Raw genomic sequence first — 26,916 nt, 5'->3', positions numbered from 1 at the left:
TATGTTGTGGCCAGGGACTCTGATTGGAGCCGGGGCGGGCTTTGCCATCGCCAGCATTCCGGGGGCCATGTTGGGCGGGTTGTTGGGGCAGGCGCTGGATCGGCGCCTGCAGTTGCACAGTTGGGCACACTTGCGCGAACGCCTGGGCGGCAAACCGGCACTGCGCAACGACGAACTGCTGTTCGTCCTGCTCGGGCGCCTGGCCAAGAGTGATGGACGGGTGGTCGACGGGCACATCCAGCAGGCGCGTCAGGAAATGCGCCAACTGGACATGGGCGAACCGGCGCAGCGGCGGGCGATTGCCGCGTTCAACCGGGGCAAGTCGGGAGAGGATCGCCTGCGTGGCTACCTGCGTCACCTCAAGGCCCAGCCCCACGCCGCCGAGGGTGTGCTGCGGGCCTGCTGGCGAATGGTCTGGGCCGACGGTCGGGCCGGGCGGGAGGAGCGCGAGCTGATTCTGCTCTGGGGCAAGTGGCTGGGCTGGACGACGCAGCAGGTCCAGGCCCTGGCCAGTGACTACGAGCCCAGCCGCAAGCCGCTGATGAGCAGCGCCGGCAGCTATCAGGATGCCTTGCGGGTACTCGGGTGACCGCGACCAGCGAGCCGGCACAGATCAAGCGGGCTTATCGGCGCCTGCTCAGTCGTCACCATCCGGACAAGGTGGCCGGGATGGGCGCGACCCCGGCCCAGGTGCAGGAAGCCACCGAGAAAACCCGGGAGTTGCATCAGGCCTATGCGCTGATCCGCGAGCGCCGGGACTTCCGCTGAGGTGCAGGCGGGTTACTGGCTGTCCTGATCCTGCGGGTTCAGGTAGCCACGAACCCGCCGGACCAACTGTTGCTGGCCCGGGTTGCCCGGTATCGCCTTCAGTCCCACCTGGGTGTAGCTGGAAGTCTTCTGGCGTTTGCTGGCTTGCAGGCGCAGCAGGGCGGCTTTGCGATCCAGCGCCTTGTCCTGATAGAAGAAGTCGGCGGTCGCCACTTTCAGGCCGGGCGTCAGTTGCGCCAGGTCTGCCTTGGCGCTGGCCGGCGTCTGCGCAGCCACCAGCACCAGCTTCTGCACTTGTGGCGAGGCTTTCTCGATCAGATAGCGGGTTGCCCAGTAGGCGCCGGTGCCATGCCCCAGCAACACGATGCTGCGGGCATTCTGCTGTTGAGCGTAGGCAATGGCGGCATCGAAACGGGCAAAGATCCGCTCGGCATCGCCCTTGAGCGGGTCCTCGGCGGTGGCGGCGGGGGCCTGGTCGGGAATGTCGGCTTCGGCGCTGGCCGCCTGTTCGATCGGCTTGCTGGTGGTACTGGCGTCCTTGCTGTTGCTCGCTGCCGGCTCCGCCGGTTTTGGCGCTTCGACCACCCGTGGCAGGGAGGCGTCGCTTTGCAGGTCCGGGAGTGTCAGACTCAGGCTGCTCCACTGGGCGTCCGGCAATTGGTTGCGCAAGGGCGCGACGGCTTGGGGCCAGTCAGCGGTTTCACCGGCCCCGGGGATTATGATCACCGCACCGCTGGGCGTCGGGGTGTTGGCCGGTTTCCACAGGGCCAGGAAGGTGTCACCGGCCGCCTGCAGCTGTTGTTGCTCCTGTAGCGGCAGTTGCCGCTCCAGGGCGGTGGCGTCTTCCTGGCTGCGTTCGGGCAAGGACTGGCGTTCAACCGGTTTCTCGGCGGGCGTGTCTTTCGCCGGTGCGGGTGCCGGATCTGCCGCCAGGACCGGCGCGGCAAGCGGTAGGATCATCGACAGGCACAGCGCAGGCAGTGCCGAGCGGTAGACAGGGGGCATCGGATTTTCCAGGCCAGAGGTAATCCTGGCAGCCTAATGGGTTGGTCAGTATTTGTCAGTGTGGATGAGTCGAATCATGCGTTTTTGCTGTCTTTGGGTTATCGGCTGGCTGTGTCTTCCCTTGATCGCCTGGGCTGCGCCGGCCCCTGCGGGCAATGGCCTGCCCTTGTCCGCCGAGCAGCGCCGCTGGCTCGACGAGCATCGGGAACTGCGGGTCGGGCTGGTACTGCAGGCGCCTTACGCGCAGTACGACCGACGCCTGCAGCGCCTGTCGGGGGCCAATGTCGAGTTGATGCAGTGGCTGGCCAAGGCGATGAATGTCGAGCTGACCTGGCGTAACTTTCCCGACCAGGTCCAGTTGGAAAAGGCTCTGGAGGAGGACGAGGTCGATCTCGCCCCGGGCCTGACCCAGACGCCGGCCGGCCTGCGCCTCTGGCTGTTCTCCGATCCGTACATGCGGGTGCCGCAGTTGGTCGTTGGCGAGCGCAACGGCGCCGGGGCCGTGGAGCTGGAAAAGCTCGACAGCCAGACCCGGGTCGCCGTGCGCATGCCCAGTGCGATTGCCGATTACCTGCGCGGTACCTACAGCAATCTCAACCTGCAGGGCGTTCCGGCGGAGCGCCAGGCCCTGCAACTGCTGTTGAGCCAGCAGGCCCGTTATGCCGTGGTCGATGAGGCGCAACTCAGTCGCCTGTCCGGCGAGGAAGAGTTCGCCGGGCTGGCGGTGGTCGGCGATATCGGCCTGCCGCAACTGTTACGGGTGGCCAGCCGGCGTGACTGGCCGGAACTGGCGGGCATCGTCGAGAAGGCGTTGCATGCGATACCGGCTCGGGACCTCGATCAACTCCACCTGCGCTGGTTGCAACCCAAGTACCCGCGCCTGTCGGCATCGCCGGGCTTCTGGCAGAACCTTTGCCTGCTGCTGGCGGTGATGTTCATGGCGGGCCTGGCGATCGTGTTCTGGTTGCGCCGCCAGCAACGCAGCCTCGAGCAGGCCCTGCTCGCCGCCCGCGAGGACCTGGCCCGACGCGAGGCCAGCGAGGAGGCCTTGCGCCTGACCCAGTTTTCCATCGACCAGAGCACCGTGGGCATTCTCTGGGTCAACTGGGACAGCCACGTGCGTTATGCCAACCGGGCGGCCGAGGAGATGCTCGGCTACCCCCGGGCGCGTTGTTCGATCGGCCGCTGATCGACTTTGAGCCGAACCTGCACATGGACCGCTGGCTGAACCTGTGGAAGCGCGCCCGGGCCAGCGACGAGGCGCCACAAAGCTTCGAGACCCAATGCCTGCGGGCCGACGGCAGCATCCTGCCGGCCGACGTGTCCCTCAGCTTCCTGCGCTTTCGTGATGGCGAATACCTGGTGGTCTATCTCAACGATGTCACCGAGCGCCGCCGTGCCCTGGCCGCGCTGCAGGAGAGCGAGGCCCGGCTCAAGGGGATCGCGGCCAACGTTCCGGGGCTGGTATTTCGCCTGGAGCGGGTGCCGCAGACCGGCGAGCTGTACTTCCCGTATATCAGCGAGGGCAGCGAGAGCCTGGTGGGCCATGCGCCCGCCACCCTGCGTCGGCAGGAGGTCGGCCTGCGCAGCGTGGTCCATCCGGACGACCGCGCCGACTATCATCGTGTCCAGGACCTGGCGATCGATTCCGGCAGCGACTGGTCCTGGCAGGGCCGGATCATGACCCGCGAAGGCCGGCAGCGCTGGGCCGAGATCAAGGCCATCACCCGCCGTCTGGCGGATGGCACGATGGTCTGGGACGGTATCGTCTGGGACATCAGTGAAAGCAAGCGGATCGAGTTGGAACTGGCCAGTTCGCGCGAGCAACTGCGCGAGCTGTCGGCGCACCTGGAGAGTGTCCGGGAGGAGGAGAAGGCCCGTATCGCCCGGGAGGTTCACGATGAGCTGGGGCAGATGCTGACGGTGCTCAAGCTGGAAACCTCCATGTGCGAGCTGGCCTATGCCGAGCTGGACCCCGGGTTGAACGAGCGCCTGAACAGCATGAAGAAGCTGATCGCGCAATTGTTCCAACTGGTGCGCGATGTCGCGACCGCCTTGCGCCCGCCGATTCTCGATGCCGGTATCGCCTCGGCGATCGAATGGCAGGCGCGGCGTTTCGAGGCGCGGACGCAGATCCCGTGCCTGGTGCAGGTTCCGGAAAACCTGCCGGCGCTCAGCGATGCCAAGGCCACCGGGCTGTTCCGGATTCTCCAGGAGGCGCTGACCAATGTCATGCGCCATGCCCAGGCGCATACTGTGGAACTGACGCTGGCGATCGACGGGCAGGACCTGTGCCTGAGCATCAGCGATGACGGGGTCGGGTTTGTCGCCCCGAGTGGCCGGCCGACTTCGTTCGGCGTGGTCGGCATGCGCGAGCGCGTACTGATGCTGGGCGGCAGCCTGTCGCTGGAAAGCGCTGTCGGCGAAGGCACGATGCTGAGCGTTCGTGTACCGTTGGACCCGCCGCAGGCCATGCAAGCCCTTTGACCGAGCAGGAGTAAGACGTGATCCGCGTACTGGTAGCCGAAGACCACACCATCGTCCGCGAGGGCATCAAGCAGTTGATCGGCCTGGCCAAGGACCTGCAGGTGGCGGGGGAGGCGAGCAATGGCGAGCAACTGATGGAAGCCTTGCGGCATACGCCCTGCGAGGTGGTGCTGCTGGATATCTCGATGCCCGGGGTCAACGGCCTGGAGGCCATTCCGCGGATTCGCGCGCTGAGCGATCCGCCGGCGATCCTGGTGCTGTCGATGCATGACGAGGCGCAGATGGCCGCCCGGGCGCTGAAGATCGGCGCCGCCGGCTATGCCACCAAGGACAGTGATCCGTCGCTGTTGCTGACCGCCATTCGCAAGGTGGCGGCGGGCGGGCGCTACATCGACCCCGAACTGGCCGACCGGATGGTCTTCGAGGTCGGCCTGACCGATTCCCGGCCACTGCACGCTTTGCTGTCGGAGCGGGAATTCTCGGTATTCGAGCGCCTGGCCCAGGGCGCCAACGTGAACGACATCGCCCAGCAACTGGCGTTGAGCAGCAAGACCATCAGTACCCACAAGGCCAGGCTGATGCAGAAACTCAACGTCACCTCCCTGGCTGAACTGGTGAAATACGCCATGGAGCACAAGTTGCTCTGACGCTTGCGCCGATGGAAAAAAGAGTGGGCGTATCCATTTGCGACAACTGTCGGTCGGGGCTGGATGATGTCATAAGGCCTGCCGTGGCGATCCGTTTGTCGGCTTATCCAATAGCGCCATCCCTGTAGGGCAATCCCTACAACAACTCTTCCAGACTGCTGAGGACAATCTCTCCCGGCCCCCGATTTGCGCTGTGTGCAGCCTTCACTAGGCTTAGACCACGGCAGTCAAAACAAAAAGGTGTGGGTATGAGCGAGGTTGATTCAAGCGCTGGGGCCAAGGACATCCTGGTCAGCTTTCGTGGCGTGCAGAAGAGCTACGATGGGGAAAACCTGATCGTCAAGGACCTCAACCTGGACATTCGCAAGGGCGAATTCCTTACCTTGCTCGGGCCCTCCGGTTCCGGCAAGACCACCAGCCTGATGATGCTGGCCGGGTTCGAAACACCGACCGCCGGCGAGATCCAACTGGCCGGGCGCTCCATCAACAACGTGCCGCCGCACAAGCGCGATATCGGCATGGTGTTCCAGAACTATGCGCTGTTCCCGCACATGACCGTGGCCGAGAACCTGGCGTTCCCGCTGACCGTGCGCGGCCTGAGCAAGACCGACATCAGCGAGCGGGTCAAGCGTGTGCTGGGCATGGTCCAGCTCGACAAGTTCGCCCAGCGTTACCCGGCGCAGTTGTCCGGCGGCCAGCAGCAGCGGGTGGCGTTGGCCCGGGCACTGGTGTTCGAGCCGCAACTGGTGCTGATGGACGAGCCGCTGGGCGCGCTGGACAAGCAACTGCGCGAACACATGCAGATGGAAATCAAGCACCTGCACCAGCGTCTCGGCGTGACCGTGGTCTACGTGACCCATGACCAGGGCGAAGCCCTGACCATGTCCGATCGGGTGGCGGTGTTCCATCAGGGCGAGATCCAGCAGATCGCGCCACCGCGCACGCTTTATGAAGAGCCGCGCAACACTTTCGTCGCCAACTTCATCGGCGAGAACAACCGCCTCAGCGGGCGCTTGCACAGCCACAACGGCGATCGCTGCGTGGTCGAGCTGGGGCGCGGCGAGAAGGTCGAGGCCCTGGCGGTGAATGTCGGCAAGGCCGGCGAGCCGGTGACCCTGTCGATCCGCCCCGAGCGCATCAGCCTCAACGGTTCCAGCGAATCCTGCGTCAACCGCTTCTCCGGGCGCGTGGCCGAATTCATCTATCTGGGCGACCACGTTCGCGTGCGTCTGGAAGTCTGCGGCAAAACCGACTTCTTCGTGAAACAGCCCATCGCCGAGCTCGACCCGGCGCTGGCGGTCGGTGATGTCGTACCCCTTGGCTGGCAGGTCGAGCACGTTCGCGCGCTGGACCCGGTGCTCGACGCCAGCTGAAGCGCTGTACCCCAAGAGGCGAATCCATCGCCCCGTGCTTCACCAACCTGCACTCGTGGAGAGAAGAATAAATGCTCAAATCCCTGAAATTCAGTGCCCTCGCAGTAGGGCTGATGTGCGCGGCAAATGCCATGGCGGCGACCGACCTGACCGTGGTGTCCTTTGGTGGCGCGAACAAGGCGGCCCAGGTCAAGGCGTTCTATGCCCCTTGGGAGGCTCAGGCGGGCAACGGCAAGATCGTCGCCGGCGAGTACAACGGCGAGATGGCCAAGGTCAAGGCCATGGTCGACACCAAGAGCGTGTCCTGGGACCTGGTCGAAGTCGAGTCGCCGGAACTGTCCCGCGGCTGTGACGAAGACATGTTCGAGCAACTGGACCCGGCGCTGTTCGGCAAGACCGAAGACTACGTCAAGGGTGCCATCCAGCCATGCGGCGTAGGCTTCTTCGTCTGGTCGACCGTACTGGCCTACAACGCCGACAAGCTCGCTTCCGCGCCAACCAGCTGGGCCGATTTCTGGGACACCAAGAAATTCCCGGGCAAGCGCGGCCTGCGCAAGGGTGCCAAGTACACCCTGGAATTCGCCCTGATGGCTGACGGCGTTGCACCGAAAGACGTCTACAAGGTGCTGGCTGGCAAGGATGGCCAGGATCGCGCCTTCAAGAAGCTCGATGAACTCAAGCCCTACATCCAGTGGTGGGAAGCCGGTGCCCAGCCACCGCAGTACCTCGCTTCGGGCGACGTGGTGATGAGCTCGGCCTACAACGGCCGGATCGCCGCGGTGCAGAAGGAAAGCAACCTGAAGGTGGTGTGGAACGGCGGTATCTACGACTTCGATGCCTGGGCCATTCCGAAGGGCCTGGACAAGGCACGTGCCGACGTGGCGAAGAAGTTCATCGCCTTCTCGGTGATGCCGCAGCAGCAGAAGACCTACTCGGAGAACATCGCCTACGGCCCGGCCAACACCCAGGCGGTACCGTTGCTGGCCAAGGACATCCTCAAGGATATGCCGACCACGCCGGAAAACATCGCCAACCAGGTGCAGATCGACGTCAGCTTCTGGGCTGACAACGGCGAGCAACTGGAGCAGCGCTTCAACGCCTGGGCGGCCAAGTAATACACCACAGCCCTTTGTGGGAGCCGGCTTGCTGGCGGCGGCGTCCGTTCAAGCGCCGCCAATGCTGCTGGCCTTGACCTGTAGGAGCGTGGCTTGCCCGCGAAGCTTTTAGCGGCCTCAAGGGCCTATTCGCGGGCAAGCCGCGCTCCTACAGGCGCCACATCGGGTGTCGGTATGCGTCAGTAACAATAAAAATTTTCCGGAGTTCGTCATGGCCATCACCGTTCCTCTGAACGAGGGGACCAGTCCCACCCTGAAGCAGCGCCTGGCACGCGCCGAGCGGGTCAACCGCTGGAAGGCCCAGGCCTTGATCGCGCCGCTGGTGCTGTTCCTGCTGCTGGTGTTCCTGGTGCCTATCGTCGCGCTGCTCTACAAGAGCGTCGGCAACCCCGAGGTGATCAGCGCCCTGCCGCGTACCGTGGCAGCCGTGTCGGCCTGGGATGGCAAGGGCCTGCCTGGAGAGGCAGCCTACAAGGCCCTTGGCGAAGAGCTGGGTGAGGCCCGCAAGAATCAGAACCTGGGCGACTTGTCCAAGCGCCTGAACATGGAGCTGGCCGGCTACCGCAGCCTGCTGACCAAGACTGCCCGCTCCCTGCCGTTCAAGACTGAACCGGCCTCCTACAAGGAAGCCCTGGAAGCCCTCGATGAACGTTGGGGCGATCCGGCTTACTGGCAGGCGATCCGGCGCAATACCAGTAGTGTCACCCCCTATTACCTGCTGGCGGCCGTCGATCATCGCATCGACGACCTCGGCGAACTGGCCGCGGCCACCCCTGACCAGGCCATCTATCTCGATATCTTTGCCCGCACGTTCTGGATGGGCCTGGTGATCACCGCGGTCTGTCTGGTCCTGGCCTATCCGCTGGCCTACCTGCTGGCGAACCTGCCGGCACGCAAGAGCAACCTGCTGATGATTCTCGTGCTGCTGCCGTTCTGGACCTCCATCCTGGTGCGGGTGGCGGCGTGGATCGTGCTGCTGCAGTCGGGCGGCCTGATCAACAGCGCGCTGATGGCCATGGGGGTGATCGACAAGCCGCTGGAACTGGTGTTCAACCGTACCGGGGTCTACATCTCCATGGTCCACATCCTGCTGCCGTTCATGATTCTGCCGATCTACAGCGTGATGAAAGGTATCTCGCCGACCTACATGCGGGCGGCGATCTCCCTGGGCTGCCACCCGTTCGCCAGCTTCTGGCGGGTGTACTTCCCGCAGACCTATGCCGGTGTCGGTGCCGGTTGCCTGCTGGTGTTCATTCTGGCGATCGGCTACTACATCACCCCCGCGCTGTTGGGCAGCCCGAACGATCAGATGGTCAGCTATTTCGTCGCCTTCTACACCAACACCAGCATCAACTGGGGCATGGCGACGGCGTTGGGCGGCCTGCTGCTGCTGGCGACCGTGCTGCTGTACCTGATCTACAGCCGGCTGGTGGGCGCCAGCCGCCTGAGCCTGGGTTAAGGAGAGAATCGAAATGCTCAGTCCATACATGTCGCCCGTCGAGCGGGTCTGGTTCTATAGCTTGCGCATCCTGTGCGGGTTGATCCTGTTGTTCCTGGTCCTGCCGGTACTGGTGATCGTTCCGCTGTCGTTCAATGCCGGCAGTTTCCTGGTGTATCCGCTGCAAGGTTTCTCGCTGCACTGGTACCAGGATTTCTTCGCCTCCGCCGAGTGGATGCGCGCCCTGAAGAACAGCATCATCGTCGCTCCGGCGGCGACGGTGCTGGCGATGGTCTTCGGTACCCTGGCGGCCATCGGCCTGACCCGTGGCAACTTCCCCGGCAAGCCGCTGGTGATGGCCCTGGTGATTTCGCCGATGGTGGTGCCGGTGGTGATCATCGGCGTCGCCAGCTACCTGTTCTTTGCGCCACTGGGGCTGGGCAACAGCTTTTCCTCGCTGATCGTGGTGCATGCGGTGCTGGGTGTGCCGTTCGTGATCATCACCGTCTCGGCGACCCTGCAGGGCTTCAACCACAACCTGGTACGGGCTGCGGCCAGCCTGGGGGCATCGCCGCTGACGACGTTCCGCCGGGTGACCCTGCCGCTGATTGCACCGGGGGTGATTTCCGGGGCGCTGTTCGCCTTTGCCACCTCCTTCGACGAGGTGGTGGTGACGCTGTTTCTCGCCGGCCCCGAACAGGCGACGCTGCCACGGCAGATGTTCAGCGGTATTCGCGAAAACCTCAGCCCGACCATCGCCGCAGCCGCGACCTTGCTGATCGCCTTCTCGGTGATCCTGCTGCTGACCCTGGAATGGTTGCGCGGGCGCAGCGAGAAGCTGCGTACGACCCAGGCCTGAAACCGGCTGGCTGGCGATCCGCCGAAGGCGGCCATCCAGTGATATCTCGGGCGATGGCAAGGGCGCTATCGCCAGAGCCGGCTCCTAAGGAGGGTGTCCGTAAATACGGGGGAAACCGCTGCGAGGGCGACTAAAGTCGTAGGAAAAGAGCCTGCTGCATGTGCGGCCAATTATCGCGGTCACGGTGCGTTTGGCGAAACATGAGGTATACAATGCGCGCCACCGTGATTCCGCTCAAAAAGGTGCGTCATGCAGCCCTTCGCAATTGCTCCGTCGATTCTTTCCGCCGACTTCGCCCGTCTGGGTGAGGAAGTGGACAACGTTCTCGCCGCCGGCGCCGACATCGTGCACTTCGATGTCATGGACAACCACTACGTCCCCAACCTGACCATCGGCCCGATGGTCTGCGCGGCGCTGCGCAAGTACGGCATTACCGCGCCGATCGACGCGCACCTGATGGTCAGCCCGGTGGATCGCATCATCGGCGACTTCATCGAGGCCGGTGCGACCTATATCACCTTCCATCCCGAAGCCACCCTGCATGTCGACCGCTCCCTGCAACTGATCCGCGATGGTGGTTGCAAGGCTGGCCTGGTGTTCAACCCGGCCACGCCGCTGGATGTGCTCAAGTACGTGATGGACAAGGTCGACATGGTCCTGCTGATGAGCGTCAACCCGGGCTTCGGTGGGCAGAAGTTCATTCCCGGGACCCTCGACAAGCTGCGCGAGGCACGGGCGCTGATCGATGCCTGCGGCTGTGATATCCGCCTGGAGATCGACGGTGGGGTGAACGTGAACAACATCCGCGAAATCGCCGAGGCCGGAGCTGACACCTTCGTCGCCGGCTCGGCGATCTTCAACGCTCCGGATTACCGCGACGTCATCCAGAAGATGCGCGCCGAGCTGGCGCTGGCCCGATCATGAGTGCCTTCGAGCAGCTCTTTGCGGGTGGGCTGCCCAAGCTGGTGATGTTCGATCTGGATGGTACGCTGATCGATTCGGTACCGGACCTGGCGGCCGCCGTCGACAAGATGCTGCTCGCCCTGGGCCGGCCCGCTGCCGGCCTGGAAGCGGTGCGCGAATGGGTCGGCAACGGCGCCCCGGTGCTGGTGCGTCGGGCCCTGGCCGGTGGCCTTGATCACTCGGCGGTGAGCGAAAGCGACGCCGAGCAGGGCCTGGAGCTGTTCATGGAGGCCTATGATGGCGGCCATGACCGGACCACGGTCTACCCCGGCGTCCGGGAAACCCTGCGCTGGATGCAGAAGCAGGGTGTGGAAATGGCCCTGATCACCAACAAGCCCGAACGTTTCGTCGCGCCCCTGCTCGACGAGATGCAGTTGGGGCGCTTCTTCCGCTGGATCATTGGCGGCGACACCCTGCCACAGCGCAAGCCCGATCCGGCGGCGCTCTTCCATGTCATGAAAATGGCCGGCATCCCGGCATCGCAGAGCCTGTTCGTCGGCGATTCGCGCAGCGATGTGCAGGCCGCCAGGGCCGCCGGAGTCGCCTGCGTGGCCCTCAGCTATGGCTACAACCATGGCCGGCCGATCGCCGAAGAGCAGCCGGCGCTGGTCATCGATGATCTGCGCGCACTGATTCCCGGTTGCCTGGAGGGCGGCGCTGAGCTAATGTCGGCGGACTGTAATCAATCCCCTCCTGGAAACGCCATCGTGGTGGTCACTCGCAAACTCTGGATGAAAGTCATCAAGGCCTTGGCCCGTTGGCGTTGGCGCGCCTGACATTTATCTGGCCGCTCCGTGCGGCGCGTTTGCATACCTGACCGTTTGAACCTCAAGCCACGAGGCACATGATGACCCGCGAAGAATTCCTGCGTTTGGCCGCTGCCGGCTACAACCGCATCCCGCTTGCCTGCGAAACCCTGGCCGACTTCGATACGCCGTTGTCGATCTACCTGAAACTGGCCGACCAGCCCAACTCCTACCTGCTCGAATCGGTGCAGGGCGGCGAGAAGTGGGGCCGCTACTCGATCATCGGCCTGCCATGCCGCACCGTGCTGCGGGTGCATGATCACCAGATCCGCGTGACCCACGACGGCGTCGAGATCGAAGCCTGCGAGGCCGATGATCCGCTGGCCTTCGTCGAGGCGTTCAAGGCGCGCTACAACGTTCCGACCATCCCTGGACTGCCGCGTTTCAACGGCGGCCTGGTGGGCTACTTCGGCTATGACTGCGTACGCTACGTGGAGAAGCGCCTGGGCCAGTGCCCGAACCCCGATCCATTGGGTGTGCCGGACATCCTGCTGATGGTCTCCGATGCGGTGGTGGTGTTCGACAACCTGGCCGGCAAGATGCACGCCATCGTCCTCGCCGACCCGGCGCAGGACAACGCATACGAACAGGGCCAGGCGCGCCTGCAGCAGTTGCTCGAGCAACTGCGCCAGCCGATCACGCCGCGGCGCGGGCTGGCACTCGATCGTCCACCGGCGGCCGATCCGCTGTTCCGCTCCAGTTTTACCCAGGGTGACTACGAGCGTGCGGTCGATACCATCAAGGAATACATCCTGGCCGGCGACTGCATGCAGGTGGTGCCGTCGCAGCGCATGTCGATCGACTTCAAGGCTGCGCCCATCGACCTGTACCGGGCGCTGCGCTGCTTCAACCCGACGCCGTACATGTACTTCTTCAACTTCGGCGATTTCCATGTGGTCGGCAGTTCGCCGGAAGTGCTGGTGCGGGTCGAGGACAACCTGATCACCGTGCGGCCGATCGCCGGCACCCGCCCGCGCGGTGCCACCGAGGACGCCGACCGGGCACTGGAAGACGACCTGCTGTCGGATGAAAAGGAGATCGCCGAGCACCTGATGCTGATCGACCTGGGGCGCAACGATACCGGCCGGGTTTCCGAGATCGGTTCGGTGAAACTCACCGAGAAGATGGTGATCGAGCGTTACTCCAACGTGATGCACATCGTTTCCAACGTCACCGGCCAGCTCAAGAGCGGCCTGACGTCCATGGACGCGCTGCGGGCGATCCTGCCGGCAGGGACCTTGTCCGGCGCACCGAAGATCCGCGCCATGGAAATCATCGACGAACTGGAGCCGGTCAAGCGCGGCGTGTATGGCGGCGCGGTCGGCTACTACGCCTGGAACGGCAACATGGACACCGCGATTGCCATTCGTACCGCGGTGATCAAGGACGGCGAACTGCATGTGCAGGCCGGTGGCGGCATCGTCGCCGACTCGGTGCCGGCGCTGGAATGGGAAGAAACGCTGAACAAGCGTCGCGCGATGTTCCGCGCGGTCGCCCTTGCTGAACAAACCCCCGCGTCCGACGCCTGAGGAACCCTTTGTCATGTTGCTGATGATCGATAACTACGACTCGTTTACCTACAACGTCGTGCAATACCTCGGTGAGCTGGGCGCGGACGTCAAGGTCGTACGTAACGACGAACTGACCGTGGCTGAAATCGAAGCCCTCAAGCCCGAGCGCATCGTGGTCTCGCCTGGCCCTTGCACGCCGACCGAGGCGGGCATTTCCCTGGAGGCCATCCGGCATTTCGCCGGCAAACTGCCGATTCTCGGTGTCTGCCTCGGCCACCAGTCTATCGGCCAGGCCTTTGGTGGCGATGTGGTGCGTGCCCGTCAGGTGATGCACGGCAAGACCAGCCCGCTGTACCACGAAGGCAAGGGGGTATTCGAGGGCCTGAACCTGCCGTTGACCGTTACCCGCTACCACTCGTTGATCGTCAAGCGCGAGACCCTGCCCGAGTGCCTGGAACTGACCGCCTGGACCCGGCTGGAAGACGGCTCGGTCGACGAGATCATGGGCCTGCGTCACAAGACGCTGAACATCGAGGGGGTACAGTTCCACCCCGAGTCGATTCTCTCCGAGCAGGGGCACCAGCTGTTCGCCAACTTCCTCAAACAGACCGGCGGCGTGCGCTAAGGAGTTTTCATGGATATCAAGACAGCCCTGAGCCGTATCGTCGGCCACCTGGACCTGAGCACCGAAGAAATGCGCGATGTCATGCGTGAGATCATGACCGGGCAGTGCACCGAGGCGCAGATTGGCGCCTTCATGATGGCCATGCGCATGAAGAGCGAAAGCATCGACGAGATCGTCGGTGCGGTTTCGGTCATGCGCGAGCTGGCGGACAAGGTCGAACTGCAGAGCCTCGACGGTGTGGTCGACGTGGTCGGTACCGGCGGTGATGGTGCCAACATCTTCAACGTTTCCACCGCGTCGGCCTTCGTCGTCGCAGCGGCTGGCGGTACTGTCGCCAAGCATGGCAACCGGGCGGTGTCGGGCAAGAGCGGCAGTGCCGACCTGCTGGAGTCGGCCGGTGTCTATCTGAACCTGACGCCGGTCCAGGTGGCGCGTTGCATCGATAACGTCGGTATCGGTTTCATGTTCGCCCAGACCCACCACAATGCGATGAAGTACGCCGCAGGCCCGCGTCGCGACCTGGGCCTGCGCACCCTGTTCAACATGCTTGGCCCGCTTACGAATCCGGCTGGCGTGAAGCACCAGGTGGTGGGCGTGTTCACCCAGGCACTCTGCCGGCCACTGGCGGAAGTCCTGCATCGGCTGGGCAGCAAGCACGTGCTGGTGGTGCATTCCCAGGACGGCCTGGATGAATTCAGCCTGGCGGCACCGACCTACGTTGCCGAACTGAAAAATGGTGCAATAACCGAGTATTGGGTTCAGCCCGAAGACTTGGGTATAAAGAGTCAGAGTCTGTTTGGCCTGGTGGTGGACAGCCCGGCGGCGTCGTTGGCGTTGATCCGCGATGCACTGGGGCGCCGCAAGACCGAGAACGGCCAGAAAGCTGCGGAAATGATCGTGCTCAACGCCGGTGCCGCGCTGTATGCCGCCGATCTGGCCAGCAGCCTCAAGGAAGGCGTAGCCCTGGCCCATGATGCGCTGCATACCGGCCTTGCCCGGGAAAAACTCGAGGAGCTGGGCGCGTTCACCGCGGTATTCAAGCAGGAGAATGAAGCATGAGTGTGCCAACCGTTCTGGAGAAGATCCTCGCCCGCAAGGCCGAGGAGGTTGCCGAGCGCAGTGCGCGCCTGAGTCTGGCTGAGCTTGAGAACCTGGCTCGAGCCGCCGATGCTCCTCGCGGTTTTGCCCAGGCGCTGCTTGACCAGGCCAAGCGCAAGCAGCCGGCGGTCATTGCCGAAATCAAGAAGGCTTCGCCGAGCAAGGGAGTGATTCGCGAGCATTTCATCCCGGCGGAAATAGCCAGCAGCTACGAGAAGGGTGGGGCGACCTGCCTGTCGGTGCTGACCGACGTGGATTATTTCCAGGGCTCGGACCTGTACCTGCAACAGGCCCGTGCGGCCTGCAAGCTGCCGGTCATCCGCAAGGACTTCATGGTCGATCCGTACCAGATCGTCGAGGCCCGGGCCATGGGCGCCGATTGCATCCTGCTGATCGTCGCCGCACTGGAAGACGGGCAGATGGCCGAGCTGGCCTCGGTGGCCAAGGCTGTCGGGCTCGACGTGCTGGTGGAGTCCCATGACGCCGCCGAGCTGGAGCGGGCACTGAAGCATCTGGACACACCGCTGATCGGTATCAACAACCGCAACCTGCACACCTTCGACGTCAGCCTGGAAACCACCCTCGACCTGTTGCCGATGGTGCCGCGCGACCGTCTGGTGGTCACCGAGAGTGGAATTCTCAACCGGGCCGATGTCGAGCTGATGGAAATCAGCCAGGTGTACTCGTTCCTGGTCGGCGAAGCGTTCATGCGTGCGCAGAACCCGGGTGATGAACTGCAGCGGCTGTTCTTCCCGGAGCGCGGGACGCCGGTGATCACCGGTTCCACCCTCGATTGAAACCTGTTGTTCGAACAAGCCGGCATTGCCGGCTTTTTCATGGCCTGACTAAACGGATCTTTTTGCCATGACCCTGCCTGTAGCCCTTACCGTCGAAGCCGGCCTGCGTGCCGAACAGGATCTGCTGGCCGAAGTCTGTGCCGGCGAGCGGGACTGGGGGCTGTTGTTGTGGCAGCCCAGTGATCGTGCCCTGGTCATGCCGCGGCGGCTGAATCGGTTGCCGGGTTTTGACGCGGCCTGTGAGGCGCTGGCGGCCAGCGGTTGGCCGGTCCTGTTGCGAGAGACCGGTGGTGAACCGGTGCCGCAGTCCTCGTCGACGGTGAACATTGCCCTGGTCTATGCGCCACCGCGCAGCGAGGGTGACCAGAACCGCATCGAAACCGGTTACCTGCGCCTGTGTCAGCCCATTTGCGAGGCGCTGGACGAACTGGGGGTGTCGCTTCCTTGGGGGAGATCGAGGGAGCGTTCTGCGATGGTCGGTACAACGTCAACCTCAATGGGCGCAAGCTGGTCGGCACTGCTCAGCGTTGGCGGCAGAGCCGGGGCGGAACGCGTCCGGTGGGATTGGTGCATGGTGCGATGCTGATCGACGACGAACGTGAGTCGATGGTGGCGGCGGTCAATCTGTTCTATCAGGCGTGCAGCCTGGAGCAGCGGGTGCGTGCTGCGAGCCATGTCGCCCTGCATGAGGTCTATCCGGCCCCGCTGTTCCTTGAGCGGCTGGCCGGTTCGTACCAGCAACTGCTGGCAGGTCTGCTCGACGCCTAGCGGGTACCGAAGACCACCATGGTCTTGCCCTTGACGTGTACGAGGTTCTGCTCTTCGAGATCCTTGAGCACTCGGCCGACCATTTCCCGCGAGCAGCCGACGATCCGGCCGATTTCCTGGCGGGTGATCTTGATCTGCATGCCGTCCGGGTGGGTCATGGCATCCGGCTGCTTGCACAGGTCCAGCAGGCAGCGGGCGACGCGCCCGGTCACGTCGAAAAAGGCCAGGTCGCCGACCTTGCGGGTGGTGTTGCGCAGGCGCTGTGCCATCTGTCCGCTGAGGGCATAGAGGATGTCCGGGTCCTGCTGGGCCAGTTCGCGGAACTTGGCATAGCTGATTTCCGCCACCTCGCACTCGACCTTGGCGCGTACCCAGGCGCTGCGCTCCTGTTCGACCCCCGCCTGCTCGAACAGCCCCAGCTCACCGAAGAAATCCCCGGCATTGAGATAGGCGATGATCATTTCCCGGCCGTCATCGTCTTCGATGAGGATGGTGACCGAGCCCTTGACGATGAAGAACAGGGTCTGCGAACGATCACCGGCGCAGATGATGTTGCTCTTGGCCTGGTAGCGACGACGCTGGCAGTGCATCAGCAGTTTGTCGAGGTTCTTGATCTTGGAGGGGGAAGCGGAAGCCAGAGCAACCATGTTTGTATCCTGGAAAAGACTGCACGGTTTGGTTTGGTTTTTTTAGGCGTAGCCAAAAAGCTGGCATAACGCCAGCGATTTGGCGTCAGCTTACCAGACACGCGGTGTCGAGATGGTGGAATTTAATGGACCGACCAACCGGTCGTCGCCTGAGTCCACAGGGTGCTGTGCTAAGCTGGCGACCTTTTTAATCAGTGGAGTCTTGGCGATGAAGGCACGCATCCAATGGGCTGGCGAAGCCATGTTCCTCGGAGAGTCGGGTAGCGGACACGTGGTGGTGATGGATGGCCCGCCGGAAAGTGGTGGCCGCAACCTGGGTGTACGTCCCATGGAAATGGTGCTGCTGGGCCTGGGTGGCTGCAGCAACTTCGACGTGGTCAGCATCCTGAAGAAGGCGCGCCAGCCGGTCGAGAGCTGCGAAGCGTTCCTTGAAGCCGAGCGTGCGACCGAAGATCCGAAGGTGTTCACCAGGATCCACCTGCATTTCGTGGTCAAGGGGCGGGGCCTGAAGGAATCGCAGGTCAAGCGGGCGATCGAGCTGTCGGCCGAGAAGTACTGCTCGGCTTCGATCATGCTCGGTGCCGCAGGTGTGGCCATCAGCCATGACTACGAGATCGTCGAGCTCGGCTGATGCCCTGGGCAGGCTTGCGCTGTTTGTAGGAGCGGATCCGTTCTGATAAGCGGTCGCAGCCCCGCCTATGACCCGCCGGTTCAGATGCGGTAGGTGCTCTTGGTCATCACCTTGGCCAGCAGGCTCATGCCGAACTTCACCGGCGCCGGGAAGCGGAAACCGCCGGCATCGAGCGCCGACTCGGCATGGTGTTCCTCGTCGATGCGCATCTGTTCGAGAATCGCCCGGGATTTTTCGTCTTCGGCGGGCAGTTGTTCCAGATGTTCGTTCAGGTGCTTGCAGACCTGGTCTTCGGTCGCCGCGACGAACCCGAGGCTGACCTTGTCGCTGATCAGCCCGGCCACCGCGCCAATTCCGAAGGACAGGCCATAGAACAACGGATTCAGCACGCTCGGGCTGCTGCCCAGCTGGCGGATACGTTGCTCGCACCAGGCCAGGTGGTCGATTTCTTCCTCGGCCGCATGCTCCATGGCTTCGCGTACGTGGGGCAGCTTGGCGGTCAGGGCCTGGCCCTGGTACAGCGCCTGGGCACAGACTTCACCGGTGTGGTTGATCCGCATCAGTCCGGCGACATGGCGGGTATCCTCCTCGCTCATCTGCGCTTCGGGCTGGACGATGGCCGGCGATGGGCGATACGGCTGGCCGCTGAACGGGAGCAGGGTGCGCATGGCGGCGTCGGCCTGCAGCAGCAGGCGGTCAATCGGCGAGTAGTGACGTTGGGTAGTCATGCTGACCTCCGGAGGAATCTCGGTCTGCAGTTTACCGCAATCCGGGGCGGAAGGTTTGAGCTGGGTCATCGGCTGGATGGCCGGGCAGCGGAAGGGTTTGTGTGGACTGGCGATCCCTGTCGCCAGCAAGCCGGCTCCCGCCATGATCGAGCCGCTCACGCATTCCCGGCAGGAGCAGGGCTTGCCCGCGAACAGGCCGGCAAGCCTTGTACCGATCTTGCGATCATCTTTGCCGGCAAACCTGCTCCAACAAGGAGGCGTATCAGCCCGGAGGCCAGTTCATCTGGCGCTGACCCAGCACATGCATGTGGATGTGGTAGACCGTCTGGCCACCTTTCTCGTTGCAGTTCATCACCACGCGGAAGCCTTCCTCGCAGCCCAGCTCCAGCGCCAGACGCTGGGCGGTGAACAGGATATGCCCGGCCAGTGCCTTGTCGTCCTCGGTCAGGTCATTGAGGGTGCGAATCGGCTTCTTCGGGATCACCAGGAAATGCACCGGTGCCTGCGGGGCAATATCGTGGAACGCCAGGACCTGGTCGTCTTCGTAGATGATCTTCGCGGGTATCTCCCGGTTGATGATCTTGGTGAACAGAGTATCCACAACTGTTTCTCCATTTGCGTAGGGATGGGCCGGAGTCTGTCTGCTGCGGCCCGCGAGTTCAAGTGTCAGCGTGGGCAGTATGCCCGGGTAATCAGGCCGGCCAGTTTGCGCACCATCCAGCGGCTGCCCAGGCGCGGCAGGCGGGTGAGCCAGCGATTGCGCCAGCCGGGGATGATGATCGCGCGATTCTTGTCCAGGGCGCGTACCGTGTAGAGCGCGACTTCCTCGGGGCTCATCATCAGCTTGCTCTGCTTGAGCTTGTCGGCTTGCAACTGGGCGGTATCGAAGAAGGCGGTGCGGGTCAGGCCGGGGCAGAGCACCGAGACCTTGATCCCGGTTTTTTTCAACTCTTCGCGCAGGCCTTCGCTGAAGTGCAGGACGTAAGCCTTGCTGGCGTAGTAGCTGCTCATCCATGGCGCCGGGTGGAAGGCGGCGATCGAGGCGACGTTGAGGATCTGCCCGCCGCCCTGGATCGCCATCAGGTTGCCGAGGGAATGGCACAGGCGGGTGAGGGCGAGGATGTTCACTTCGATCAGGTCCTGCTCGGTACCCCAGTCCTGGGCCAGGAACGGGCCGCTGGTGCCGATACCGGCGCAATTGACCAGCAGATCGATCTGGTGCGCGCCTTCCTCCAGCTCCAGCAGGAAGCCGGACAGACGCAGCGGTTCGCCCAGGTCGCAGGCGCGGAACAGCACCTCGACGCCGAAGCGTTGGGTCAGTTCGATGGCAATGCTTTCCAGCCGATCACGTTGACGGGCAACCAGGATCAGGTTGCGACCGCGGCGCGCCAGGGCTTCGGCCAGGGCCAGGCCGATACCGCTGGAAGCGCCGGTGATCAGGGCGTAACGGGTCATGCAATTCTCCATGGCAACGGCGCCGGGCCTCGGGACAGGGAGGTCGCAAGGTCAGCGCTGTTTATTTTGCCGATAGTCTACAGGGGCCACGGTTGCTTGGCGCTGCTCTTGGCCTGGCTGGCCTAGATGTTCCTGATGCTGGCGGCTCCCAGTACGACGGTCAGGCTGATCAGGAAGACGAAGATACTTGCCAGAATCGAGAGCACCTTGACCGATGTGCTGTTGGGCGGCGGCGGAGCGCCGTACCGGTTGGCCGAGGCGTTGCCTGGGCAGAACAGCAGGATGAAGGGAAACACGTAGCCGATGAGGGGCACCAGCATGAGCAGCCAGAGCCAGCCGGACCAGCCGATATCGTGCAGGCGTTGTACGGCGATCTGGATGGTCAGGAGGAGGTAAAAAGCGGCGGCAACCACCACGACCAGGCCGCCAACGATCGCCGAGCCTCTGAGGATGGTGGTCAGCAGCATCAGCAGAACGAAGGTCACGAGTGCTGCCGTCATGCTCCACGCCAGATACCGCAATCGTCCGATCCGGCCATTGAGGCTGAACACCTTCAGCGGCCCGAAGGTGGGCAGCGTATCTCCAACCTGGGCGGCAGGTGGCGCGTAGGGTGAGTGCGACGGGTTGTTCTCTGGAGGTGGAACGTACCGTGACTGCGGTTCGCCGGCTGCGGGAGGCGGCACGCTGGCGGGCAGCTCGTTGACATCCGCCAGGCTCAGTTCGACGCTCGGTGTTTCCTCGACGATCCGTGCGTCGATCCCGGTGTTGCGCAGGGCTTGGAGATAGCTTTGCGCCTCGGTGGCCGAAAGGTCGCGCTTGAGCGCAATGGGGTGACCGTTGAAGAGCTTTTCCACGGAAGTCATGTCGCTCTTGAACAGTTCGGCAAGGTTGAATTGGGCGGTGGTCTGTTCCACGCCGGGCAGCAAGGTGCCATCGAATACGATCTTGAAGCGGGTGTTGCTCATTGGGCGTCCCTGTCTCGATACTGATGGATGGCGCCTAGTGTAGGCCCGCAAGATACTTGCAGGCCACAGCGGGCTCACGGGCGGGGCCAGTGTCCTGACAGTTGCGCCGCCCGGGATTGCGCCTGGCGGTACTCGTCGTCGAGTCGTGCGATCAGTTGGTCGATGCTCGGCAGGTCGTTGATCTCGCCAACGCCCTGACCGGCGGACCAGACGGTTTTCCAGGCCTTGGCTTCGTCATTGAGCGGCTTGAGCTTGCTGCCGAAGTCGACTTCGCCCTTGCCCTGCAGGGCGGCAAGGTCGAAACCGGCGTTTTCCAGGCTCTGGCGCATGAAGCTGGCCGGGACGCCCGAAACGGCGGCGGTGTGCACGATGTCGGCGGCATGCGACTTCAGCAGCATCTGCTTGTAGGCCTCGGGCGCATGGCTTTCCGTGGTGCCGATGAAGCGGGTGCCGAGATAGGCCAGGTCCGCGCCCAGCAACTGCGCGGCGAGAATCTCGTGGCCATGGTTCAGGCAGCCGGACAGCAGCAGTGTCTTGTCGAAGAACTGGCGGATTTCGGCGATCAGCGCGAACGGGCTCCAGGTGCCGGCATGCCCGCCGGCGCCGGCGGCGACCGCAATCAGGCCGTCGACACCGGCCTCGGCGGCCTTCTCGGCGTGACGACGGGTTGTCACGTCATGGAAAACCAGGCCACCGTAGCTGTGCACCGCGTCGACCACTTCCTTGACCGCACCCAGGCTGGTGATGACGATCGGCACCTGGTGTTCGATGCAGATCTGCAGGTCGGCCTGCAGGCGCGGGTTGCTGTGGTGCACGATCAGGTTGACGGCGTAGGGCGCCGGATTGTCCAGTTCCGCCAGGCCGCTTTCGATTTCCTCCAGCCAGGCCTTGAAACCGCTGCTTTCACGCTGGTTGAGGGCCGGGAAGCTGCCGACCACGCCGTTGCGGCAGCAGGCCAGGACCAATTGCGGGTTGGAAATCAGGAACATCGGCGCCGCCACGACGGGCAGGCGCAGGCGTTGTTCGAGCAGGACGGGCAGCGACATGGGCGGTACTCCGGGAGTGACGGCTTATTGGCTTAGAACGGTCTGACCACGACCAGAATTACGATAGCCAGCAATATCACAACCGGTACTTCATTGAACCAGCGATAAAAGACATGACTGCGGGTGTTCTCGCCACGGGCAAAGCGCTTCACCTGGGCGCCGCACATGTGGTGATAACCGATCAGCAGCACCACCAGCGTCAGCTTGGCGTGCATCCAGCCACCCTGGGTGAAGTAGGCAGCGGGGTTGAGGCTGATCAGCGCGCCGCCGAAGATCAGCGTGGCGATCATCGCCGGGCCCATGATGCCGCGGTACAGCTTGCGCTCCATGACGCTGAAGCGTTCCTTGCTGATACTGTCCTCGCTCTGGGCGTGGTAGACGAAGAGGCGCGGGAGGTAGAACAGGCCGGCAAACCAGCAGACGACGCTGACGATGTGCAAGGCTTTGAGCCAGAGATAGAGCATTTTTTTGATTTCCAGGTTCACGGTGGAACAAATAGTAGAGTCTCGAGCCTCCGCACGTCACCTTGACGGTTGTCGCAGGCCTGCGCGGGCCCTATTATCGAGGGCTTTCCAGTGGGTTCGTTGAGGGGCAGGTCATGGTGAAGGTCGGTATCGTCGGCGGCACGGGTTACACCGGTGTCGAATTGCTGCGTCTGTTGGCACAGCATCCGCAGGCAGAGGTGGTGGTCATCACTTCCCGATCCGAGGCCGGAGTGGCCGTGGCCGACATGTATCCGAACCTGCGCGGTCACTACGATGGCCTCAAGTTCAGCGTGCCGGACGTCAAGACACTGGGCGCCTGCGATGTGGTGTTCTTCGCCACGCCTCACGGCGTTGCCCATGCCCTGGCCGGCGAACTGCTGTCCGCCGGGACCAGGGTCATCGACCTGTCCGCCGACTTCCGTCTGCAGGATGCCGATGAATGGGCCAAGTGGTATGGCCAACCGCACGGTGCGCCGGCGCTGCTGGACGAGGCGGTCTATGGCCTGCCGGAAGTGAACCGCGAGAAGATCCGCCAGGCTCGGCTGATCGCTGTACCGGGTTGCTACCCCACCGCCACGCAACTGGGCTTCCTGCCATTGCTGGAAGCCGGCCTGGCCGACGCTTCGCGGCTGATCGCCGACTGCAAGTCCGGTGTCAGCGGTGCCGGTCGTGGTGCCAGCGTCGGTTCGCTGTATTCCGAAACCTCGGAAAGCCTCAAGGCCTACGCGGTCAAGGGGCACCGCCACCTGCCGGAAATCCGTCAGGGCCTGCGTCGTGCCGCCGGCAAGGACGTCGGCCTGACCTTCGTGCCGCACCTGACACCGATGATTCGCGGCATTCACTCCACTCTGTACGCGACTGTGGCGGACCGCTCCGTCGACCTGCAGGCGCTGTTCGAGAAGCGTTATGCCAACGAGCCGTTCGTTGATGTGATGCCGGCTGGCAGCCATCCGGAAACCCGTAGCGTGCGTGGTGCGAACGTGTGCCGGATTGCCGTGCACCGTCCGCAGGACGGCGACCTGGTGGTCGTGCTGTCGGTGATCGACAACCTGGTCAAGGGCGCTTCGGGCCAGGCGGTACAGAACCTGAACATCCTGTTCGGCCTGGATGAGCGCCTGGGCCTGTCCCATGCCGGCATGCTGCCATAACCGCATCTTGCGATTCACCGAAAAGGCCCGCCATGCGGGCCTTTTTGCATGGTGCCTCGTGTAACGGGTTTATTGATATACCATAACAATAGTTGACCGCTTTTCTAGGAGAAGCGGATAATGCACGTCATCACGCATTATGGCGGCGTAACGCCGGGAGATAGTCAACATGAGCGTCGAATCCTTCACCCCCACGGCTTTGCTATTCACCCAGGGTGCCGCGCACAAGGTGAAGAGCCTGGTCGATGAAGAGGGTAATGATCGCTTGAAGCTGCGCGTATTCGTGACGGGCGGCGGTTGTTCAGGGTTTCAGTACGGCTTCACCTTCGACGAGGATGTGGCCGAGGACGACACCATCGTCGAGCGCGAAGGCGTCAGCCTGGTGGTCGATCCAATGAGCTTCCAGTACCTGGCCGGTGCGGAAGTGGATTACCAGGAGGGTCTGGAAGGTTCGCGGTTCGTGATCAAGAACCCGAACGCCACCACCACCTGTGGTTGCGGTTCGTCGTTCTCGATCTGACGGGTCTTCAAGCGCCTGATCTCAACGCCGCGAATCTTCGCGGCGTTTTGCCTTGTGGGGCTCAGGCCGGGTAGATCGCGCCCAGCACCCGCAAGCCGCGCGCGCCGGTCACACTGGGGCGGTTGGTCGGGATGCCCTCCAGGCAGCAGTGGGCGAGCCAGGCGAAGGCCATGGCCTCGACCCAGTCGGGATCTACGCCGTGGGTTGCGGTGCTGGCGACTTTGGCTTCGGGCAGCAGTTGGCCCAGCCGTGCCATCAGTGCCGCGTTATGGGCGCCGCCACCACAGACCAGCAACTGCTCGGTGCCTGTCTGGGCATGGGTCAGCGACTCGATGATGCTCTGTGCGGTGAGTTCGAGCAGTGTGGCTTGCACGTTCTCGGCGTTGTAGGTCGGCAGGCGCCCCAGGTGTTGCTTCAGCCAGTTCAGATTGAAGACTTCCCGTCCGGTGCTCTTGGGGCCGGTGGTCTGGAAGAAGGGGTCGCCCAGCAGCGCCTGCAGCAACTGCGGTTCGACCTGGCCGCTGGCGGCCCACTGGCCGTTGCGATCGTAGGTCTCGCCGCGCTGGTCTTGAATCCAGGCATCCAGCAGCACGTTCCCAGGGCCGCAGTCGAAGCCTGACACCGGCTTGTTCGGCTCGATCAGGCTCAGGTTGCTGAAGCCGCCAATATTCAGTACCGCGCAATTTGCACTGCGCTCCTCGAACAGAGCCTCATGGAAGGCGGGTACCAGCGGTGCGCCCTGGCCGCCGGCTGCCACGTCACGCCGGCGGAAATCACTGACGACGCTGATCCCGGTCAGTTCGGCCAGCAGCGCCGGGTTGCCGATCTGTACCGTGAAGCCGCGGGCCGGTTCATGGCGGATGGTTTGGCCATGGCTGCCGATGGCACGAATCGATTCGGGGGTGAGCGACTGGTGGGCGAGGAGGGCGTTGACGCCACGGGCGGCGAGGGTCGCCCACTCATGTTCGGCTATCGCGGCCCGGGCGATTTCATCCGGGCCGCTGGCGCACAGGCCGAGCAGTTCGGCTCGCAGTGCGTCAGGCATGGGAGTGTAGTGGGTGGCCAGCAATTGGATGCCGCTGCCCAGCTCGATCAGCGCGATATCCAGCCCATCCAGGCTGGTGCCGGACATCACGCCGATATAGAGCGCCATGGTTCAGCGCTTGGCCGAAGCGAGCTTGGTGGCCTTTTCCTGGTCCATGCGCGCCATCAGCGGCTGGCTCTGTTGCAGGAAGCGGGCGCGCTCGGATTTGGCGATCGGGTCGGCCATCGGCAGTTTCTGGCTCAGCGGGTCGACGTGCACACCGTTGACCTGGAACTCGTAGTGCAGATGCGGGCCGGTCGACAGACCGGTGGTGCCGATATAACCGATCACCTGGCCCTGCTTGACGTTGCTGCCGGTCTGGACGCCCTTGGCAAAGCCCTGCATGTGGCCATAGAGGGTACGGTAGCTATTGCCGTGCTGGATGATCACGGTGTTGCCGTAGCCGCCGCGACGCCCCGCCAGGATCACCTTGCCGTCGCCCGCTGCCTTGATTGGCGTACCACGTGGGGCGGCGTAGTCGACGCCCTTGTGGGCGCGGATCTTGTTCAGGATCGGGTGCTTGCGGCCCATGGAGAAGCGCGAGCTGATGCGGGCGAAGTCCACTGGAGTACGGATGAAAGCCTTGCGCATGCTGTTGCCGTCGGCGGTGTAGTAGCTGCTGTTGCCCTGCTTGTTGGTGTAACGCACGGCGGTGTAGGTCTTGCCGCGGTTGGTGAAGCGGGCGGACAGAATGTTGCCGGTGCCGACGGTCTTGCCGTTGACCACTTTCTGTTCGTAGATCACCTCGAACTCGTCGCCTGGGCGAATATCCTGGGCGAAGTCGATGTCGTAGCCGAAGACGCTGGCCATCTCGCGGGTCAGGCTGTGGGGCATGCCGGCGCGTTGGGCCGAGAGGGACAGGGAGCTGTTGATCACGCCATGTACATAGGCCGACTGGACGGTTGGCTTGGTGACCACGCGATTGAAGGTGAAGCCTTTCGGGCCCTTGGTCAGGGTGATGGTTTCCAGGTCGCTGACCTTGCTGTGCAGGTTGTTCAACTGGCCGTCTGGGCTCAGTTCGAACTCCAGTTTCTGGCCGTGCTTGAGCTGGGAAAACTGCTTGGCCTGCTTGTCGCTGGCCAGCACTTCATGCACGGCTGCAGCAGGCAGGCCGACCTTTTCGAACAGGGTGGAGAGCGTGTCGCCACGGGCAACGGTCACTTCGCGGTGACCGGGTGCCTTCTTCTCTTCCACGGCAGGTGCAGGCTCGCTTTTGGCGGTGTTCTTGCTGTCATCGTCGCTGTTTTCGATCTGGGCGAAAGGCGATTCATTGCCTTCATTTGTGGCCTGGTCGAGTTCTACAGCGTCTTTGTCTTGTGTCAGTTGAGCAGCGGGACTTTCCAGTTCAAGGCTCAGGGTCGTTTTCTTGGCTTCGACATCGCTGGATGGAAACACCAGCAGTGCCAGGCTGAGGAGGGCGGCGATACCACTTGCGGCCAGCAGGTGGGTCTTCGGATAAAGCGGCGGCGCTTTAGGCGGTTCTGTGCTCATGAGTGATTTGACTTTGAAAAAGATGAATTGGAAAAGATGAATGACATGATGAAGATGAAATAACTGTATAAAATATAACCAAAACATCTCTGAAGCAAGTCTGTCATGTGCAGGCAGGCCCTGGCTTGGCCGTACGCCGGGCAAAACTTGTAATTGGGCTGCGATCTTGTATGGTTGGTTCCCTTTGAATCTGAGCCTTGCAGGTTGGTTATGAAGTCGGTTGAAGAGCAGCTAGCGCTGATCAAGCGTGGTGCGGAAGAGTTGTTGGTCGAGTCGGAACTGGTCGAGAAGCTCAAGCGCGGCCAGCCGCTGCGTATCAAGGCTGGCTTTGACCCGACGGCGCCGGATCTGCATCTGGGTCATACGGTGCTTATCAACAAGCTGCGCCAGTTCCAGGATCTGGGTCACCAGGTCATTTTCCTGATCGGCGATTTCACCGGCATGATCGGTGACCCG

Annotated in this window: 25 protein-coding genes and 3 pseudogenes (1 of these 28 cut by a window edge); 18 read left to right on the top strand and 10 right to left on the bottom strand. The window is 63.3% G+C overall.

Going from position 1 to position 26,916, the window contains the following annotated elements:
- Position 1 precedes the first annotated feature (1 nt).
- Positions 2-768: pseudogene (locus ACZ5KU_RS28580) on the top strand (TerB family tellurite resistance protein).
- Positions 769-780: 12 nt separating this feature from the next.
- Here ACZ5KU_RS28580 and ACZ5KU_RS28575 read toward each other — a convergent pair.
- Positions 781-1,773 carry an alpha/beta hydrolase family protein gene (locus tag ACZ5KU_RS28575; protein WP_054057012.1) on the bottom strand — a complete coding sequence of 331 codons (993 nt, stop codon included), beginning with the start codon at positions 1,771-1,773 and terminating at the stop codon, positions 781-783.
- Positions 1,774-1,837: 64 nt separating this feature from the next.
- On the opposite strand from ACZ5KU_RS28575, the pseudogene ACZ5KU_RS28570 reads away from it, so the two are divergent.
- The 13 genes and pseudogenes from ACZ5KU_RS28570 to ACZ5KU_RS28510 all read left to right on the top strand — a co-directional run bounded on the left by ACZ5KU_RS28570 (position 1,838) and on the right by ACZ5KU_RS28510 (position 16,260).
- Positions 1,838-4,260, top strand: a pseudogene (locus ACZ5KU_RS28570) (PAS domain-containing sensor histidine kinase).
- A 17-nt stretch (positions 4,261-4,277) separates the two neighbouring features.
- On the top strand, positions 4,278-4,907 hold the full coding sequence (locus ACZ5KU_RS28565) for a response regulator (RefSeq protein WP_054057011.1): 630 nt from the start codon (positions 4,278-4,280) through the stop codon (positions 4,905-4,907).
- A 248-nt stretch (positions 4,908-5,155) separates the two neighbouring features.
- Positions 5,156-6,280: an ABC transporter ATP-binding protein gene (locus ACZ5KU_RS28560; protein WP_054057010.1), complete on the top strand. Its 1,125-nt coding sequence runs from the start codon at positions 5,156-5,158 to the stop codon at positions 6,278-6,280.
- A 71-nt stretch (positions 6,281-6,351) separates the two neighbouring features.
- Positions 6,352-7,395 (top strand): ABC transporter substrate-binding protein, encoded by a 1,044-nt coding sequence (locus ACZ5KU_RS28555; protein ID WP_017902871.1) that lies wholly within the window; start codon positions 6,352-6,354, stop codon positions 7,393-7,395.
- 211 nt (positions 7,396-7,606) lie between these two features.
- A complete protein-coding gene (locus ACZ5KU_RS28550) occupies positions 7,607-8,854 on the top strand; it encodes an ABC transporter permease (RefSeq protein ID WP_054064665.1) in 1,248 nt (415 codons plus the stop codon).
- Between the two features lie 13 nt (positions 8,855-8,867).
- On the top strand, positions 8,868-9,692 hold the full coding sequence (locus tag ACZ5KU_RS28545; RefSeq protein ID WP_054057007.1) for an ABC transporter permease: 825 nt from the start codon (positions 8,868-8,870) through the stop codon (positions 9,690-9,692).
- A 249-nt stretch (positions 9,693-9,941) separates the two neighbouring features.
- On the top strand, positions 9,942-10,616 hold the full coding sequence (gene rpe, locus ACZ5KU_RS28540) for a ribulose-phosphate 3-epimerase (RefSeq protein WP_464736576.1): 675 nt from the start codon (positions 9,942-9,944) through the stop codon (positions 10,614-10,616).
- Complete coding sequence (locus ACZ5KU_RS28535) at positions 10,613-11,431, top strand: phosphoglycolate phosphatase (RefSeq protein ID WP_464736575.1); 819 nt, start codon at positions 10,613-10,615, stop codon at positions 11,429-11,431. The genes rpe and ACZ5KU_RS28535 overlap by 4 nt, the downstream gene beginning before the upstream one ends.
- 71 nt (positions 11,432-11,502) lie before the next feature.
- The gene (gene trpE, locus ACZ5KU_RS28530) at positions 11,503-12,990 is read left to right on the top strand and encodes an anthranilate synthase component I (protein ID WP_054057004.1); all 1,488 of its coding nucleotides are present in this window, start codon (positions 11,503-11,505) and stop codon (positions 12,988-12,990) included.
- A 13-nt stretch (positions 12,991-13,003) separates the two neighbouring features.
- Positions 13,004-13,597, top strand: coding sequence for an aminodeoxychorismate/anthranilate synthase component II (locus ACZ5KU_RS28525; protein ID WP_054057003.1), 594 nt, complete (start codon positions 13,004-13,006; stop codon positions 13,595-13,597).
- Positions 13,598-13,606: 9 nt separating this feature from the next.
- The gene (gene trpD / locus ACZ5KU_RS28520) at positions 13,607-14,656 is read left to right on the top strand and encodes an anthranilate phosphoribosyltransferase (protein WP_464736574.1); all 1,050 of its coding nucleotides are present in this window, start codon (positions 13,607-13,609) and stop codon (positions 14,654-14,656) included.
- On the top strand, positions 14,653-15,492 hold the full coding sequence (gene trpC / locus ACZ5KU_RS28515; RefSeq protein WP_054064668.1) for an indole-3-glycerol phosphate synthase TrpC: 840 nt from the start codon (positions 14,653-14,655) through the stop codon (positions 15,490-15,492). Before trpD ends, trpC begins: the two co-directional genes overlap by 4 nt.
- A 67-nt stretch (positions 15,493-15,559) precedes the next feature.
- Positions 15,560-16,260: pseudogene (locus ACZ5KU_RS28510) on the top strand (lipoate--protein ligase family protein).
- Here the strand turns inward: ACZ5KU_RS28510 and crp are convergent.
- Entirely contained in the window at positions 16,257-16,907 is a 651-nt protein-coding gene (gene crp / locus ACZ5KU_RS28505) for a cAMP-activated global transcriptional regulator CRP (RefSeq protein ID WP_054056999.1), read from the bottom strand. The pseudogene ACZ5KU_RS28510 and the gene crp overlap by 4 nt on opposite strands.
- A 208-nt stretch (positions 16,908-17,115) precedes the next feature.
- Here crp and ACZ5KU_RS28500 point away from each other — a divergent pair, with 208 nt between their 5' ends.
- Positions 17,116-17,538, top strand: coding sequence for an OsmC family protein (locus tag ACZ5KU_RS28500; RefSeq protein ID WP_054056998.1), 423 nt, complete (start codon positions 17,116-17,118; stop codon positions 17,536-17,538).
- Positions 17,539-17,618: 80 nt separating this feature from the next.
- Here ACZ5KU_RS28500 and coq7 read toward each other — a convergent pair whose 3' ends face one another.
- The 6 genes from coq7 to hemJ form a co-directional block, all read right to left on the bottom strand.
- On the bottom strand, positions 17,619-18,266 hold the full coding sequence (coq7, locus tag ACZ5KU_RS28495) for a 2-polyprenyl-3-methyl-6-methoxy-1,4-benzoquinone monooxygenase (RefSeq protein WP_054057052.1): 648 nt from the start codon (positions 18,264-18,266) through the stop codon (positions 17,619-17,621).
- A 262-nt stretch (positions 18,267-18,528) separates the two neighbouring features.
- A complete protein-coding gene (locus ACZ5KU_RS28490) occupies positions 18,529-18,867 on the bottom strand; it encodes a histidine triad nucleotide-binding protein (protein WP_054056997.1) in 339 nt (112 codons plus the stop codon).
- A gap of 65 nt (positions 18,868-18,932) precedes the next feature.
- Positions 18,933-19,721, bottom strand: coding sequence for an SDR family NAD(P)-dependent oxidoreductase (locus ACZ5KU_RS28485; protein ID WP_054056996.1), 789 nt, complete (start codon positions 19,719-19,721; stop codon positions 18,933-18,935).
- A gap of 122 nt (positions 19,722-19,843) precedes the next feature.
- A complete protein-coding gene (locus ACZ5KU_RS28480; protein WP_054056995.1) occupies positions 19,844-20,686 on the bottom strand; it encodes a DUF805 domain-containing protein in 843 nt (280 codons plus the stop codon).
- Positions 20,687-20,760: 74 nt separating this feature from the next.
- Positions 20,761-21,732: an NAD(P)H-dependent flavin oxidoreductase gene (locus tag ACZ5KU_RS28475; RefSeq protein WP_054056994.1), complete on the bottom strand. Its 972-nt coding sequence runs from the start codon at positions 21,730-21,732 to the stop codon at positions 20,761-20,763.
- A gap of 32 nt (positions 21,733-21,764) precedes the next feature.
- Entirely contained in the window at positions 21,765-22,196 is a 432-nt protein-coding gene (gene hemJ / locus ACZ5KU_RS28470) for a protoporphyrinogen oxidase HemJ (protein WP_054056993.1), read from the bottom strand.
- 134 nt (positions 22,197-22,330) lie between these two features.
- Here hemJ and argC point away from each other — a divergent pair, with 134 nt between their 5' ends.
- Positions 22,331-23,365 carry an N-acetyl-gamma-glutamyl-phosphate reductase gene (gene argC / locus ACZ5KU_RS28465; RefSeq protein WP_054056992.1) on the top strand — a complete coding sequence of 345 codons (1,035 nt, stop codon included), beginning with the start codon at positions 22,331-22,333 and terminating at the stop codon, positions 23,363-23,365.
- 169 nt (positions 23,366-23,534) lie between these two features.
- The gene (gene erpA, locus ACZ5KU_RS28460) at positions 23,535-23,885 is read left to right on the top strand and encodes an iron-sulfur cluster insertion protein ErpA (protein ID WP_017902852.1); all 351 of its coding nucleotides are present in this window, start codon (positions 23,535-23,537) and stop codon (positions 23,883-23,885) included.
- A 61-nt stretch (positions 23,886-23,946) separates the two neighbouring features.
- On the opposite strand, the gene ACZ5KU_RS28455 is transcribed toward erpA, so the two are convergent.
- Both ACZ5KU_RS28455 and ACZ5KU_RS28450 read right to left on the bottom strand, forming a co-directional pair.
- Complete coding sequence (locus ACZ5KU_RS28455; protein ID WP_054056991.1) at positions 23,947-25,038, bottom strand: anhydro-N-acetylmuramic acid kinase; 1,092 nt, start codon at positions 25,036-25,038, stop codon at positions 23,947-23,949.
- Between the two features lie 3 nt (positions 25,039-25,041).
- A complete protein-coding gene (locus ACZ5KU_RS28450; RefSeq protein WP_054056990.1) occupies positions 25,042-26,460 on the bottom strand; it encodes a peptidoglycan DD-metalloendopeptidase family protein in 1,419 nt (472 codons plus the stop codon).
- A 210-nt stretch (positions 26,461-26,670) separates the two neighbouring features.
- Between ACZ5KU_RS28450 and tyrS the strand changes: the two genes are divergently transcribed.
- Positions 26,671-26,916, top strand: the start of a protein-coding gene (tyrS, locus tag ACZ5KU_RS28445; RefSeq protein ID WP_054056989.1) for a tyrosine--tRNA ligase. 954 nt of this gene lie beyond the right edge of the window; 246 of the gene's 1,200 nt are visible here — the first part of the coding sequence; its start codon is at positions 26,671-26,673; its stop codon lies off the right edge, out of view.

Source organism: Pseudomonas sp. Tof1 (genome assembly GCF_055390395.1).
Note: the sequence above shows the minus strand (reverse complement) of the source record. Positions and strands in the feature narration are given on the sequence as shown.

What these genes read in the sequence shown, in the direction of transcription:
- ACZ5KU_RS28575 (WP_054057012.1), bottom strand. Translation starts at nt 1,773, where the DNA reads ATGCCCCCTGTCTACCGCTCGGCACTGCCTGCGCTGTGCCTGTCGATG.
- ACZ5KU_RS28560 (WP_054057010.1), top strand. Translation starts at nt 5,156, where the DNA reads ATGAGCGAGGTTGATTCAAGCGCTGGGGCCAAGGACATCCTGGTCAGC.
- ACZ5KU_RS28555 (WP_017902871.1), top strand. Translation starts at nt 6,352, where the DNA reads ATGCTCAAATCCCTGAAATTCAGTGCCCTCGCAGTAGGGCTGATGTGC.
- ACZ5KU_RS28550 (WP_054064665.1), top strand. Translation starts at nt 7,607, where the DNA reads ATGGCCATCACCGTTCCTCTGAACGAGGGGACCAGTCCCACCCTGAAG.
- ACZ5KU_RS28545 (WP_054057007.1), top strand. Translation starts at nt 8,868, where the DNA reads ATGCTCAGTCCATACATGTCGCCCGTCGAGCGGGTCTGGTTCTATAGC.
- rpe (WP_464736576.1), top strand. Translation starts at nt 9,942, where the DNA reads ATGCAGCCCTTCGCAATTGCTCCGTCGATTCTTTCCGCCGACTTCGCC.
- ACZ5KU_RS28535 (WP_464736575.1), top strand. Translation starts at nt 10,613, where the DNA reads ATGAGTGCCTTCGAGCAGCTCTTTGCGGGTGGGCTGCCCAAGCTGGTG.
- trpE (WP_054057004.1), top strand. Translation starts at nt 11,503, where the DNA reads ATGACCCGCGAAGAATTCCTGCGTTTGGCCGCTGCCGGCTACAACCGC.
- ACZ5KU_RS28525 (WP_054057003.1), top strand. Translation starts at nt 13,004, where the DNA reads ATGTTGCTGATGATCGATAACTACGACTCGTTTACCTACAACGTCGTG.
- trpD (WP_464736574.1), top strand. Translation starts at nt 13,607, where the DNA reads ATGGATATCAAGACAGCCCTGAGCCGTATCGTCGGCCACCTGGACCTG.
- trpC (WP_054064668.1), top strand. Translation starts at nt 14,653, where the DNA reads ATGAGTGTGCCAACCGTTCTGGAGAAGATCCTCGCCCGCAAGGCCGAG.
- crp (WP_054056999.1), bottom strand. Translation starts at nt 16,907, where the DNA reads ATGGTTGCTCTGGCTTCCGCTTCCCCCTCCAAGATCAAGAACCTCGAC.
- ACZ5KU_RS28500 (WP_054056998.1), top strand. Translation starts at nt 17,116, where the DNA reads ATGAAGGCACGCATCCAATGGGCTGGCGAAGCCATGTTCCTCGGAGAG.
- coq7 (WP_054057052.1), bottom strand. Translation starts at nt 18,266, where the DNA reads ATGACTACCCAACGTCACTACTCGCCGATTGACCGCCTGCTGCTGCAG.
- ACZ5KU_RS28485 (WP_054056996.1), bottom strand. Translation starts at nt 19,721, where the DNA reads ATGACCCGTTACGCCCTGATCACCGGCGCTTCCAGCGGTATCGGCCTG.
- ACZ5KU_RS28480 (WP_054056995.1), bottom strand. Translation starts at nt 20,686, where the DNA reads ATGAGCAACACCCGCTTCAAGATCGTATTCGATGGCACCTTGCTGCCC.
- ACZ5KU_RS28475 (WP_054056994.1), bottom strand. Translation starts at nt 21,732, where the DNA reads ATGTCGCTGCCCGTCCTGCTCGAACAACGCCTGCGCCTGCCCGTCGTG.
- hemJ (WP_054056993.1), bottom strand. Translation starts at nt 22,196, where the DNA reads ATGCTCTATCTCTGGCTCAAAGCCTTGCACATCGTCAGCGTCGTCTGC.
- argC (WP_054056992.1), top strand. Translation starts at nt 22,331, where the DNA reads ATGGTGAAGGTCGGTATCGTCGGCGGCACGGGTTACACCGGTGTCGAA.
- erpA (WP_017902852.1), top strand. Translation starts at nt 23,535, where the DNA reads ATGAGCGTCGAATCCTTCACCCCCACGGCTTTGCTATTCACCCAGGGT.
- ACZ5KU_RS28455 (WP_054056991.1), bottom strand. Translation starts at nt 25,038, where the DNA reads ATGGCGCTCTATATCGGCGTGATGTCCGGCACCAGCCTGGATGGGCTG.
- ACZ5KU_RS28450 (WP_054056990.1), bottom strand. Translation starts at nt 26,460, where the DNA reads ATGAGCACAGAACCGCCTAAAGCGCCGCCGCTTTATCCGAAGACCCAC.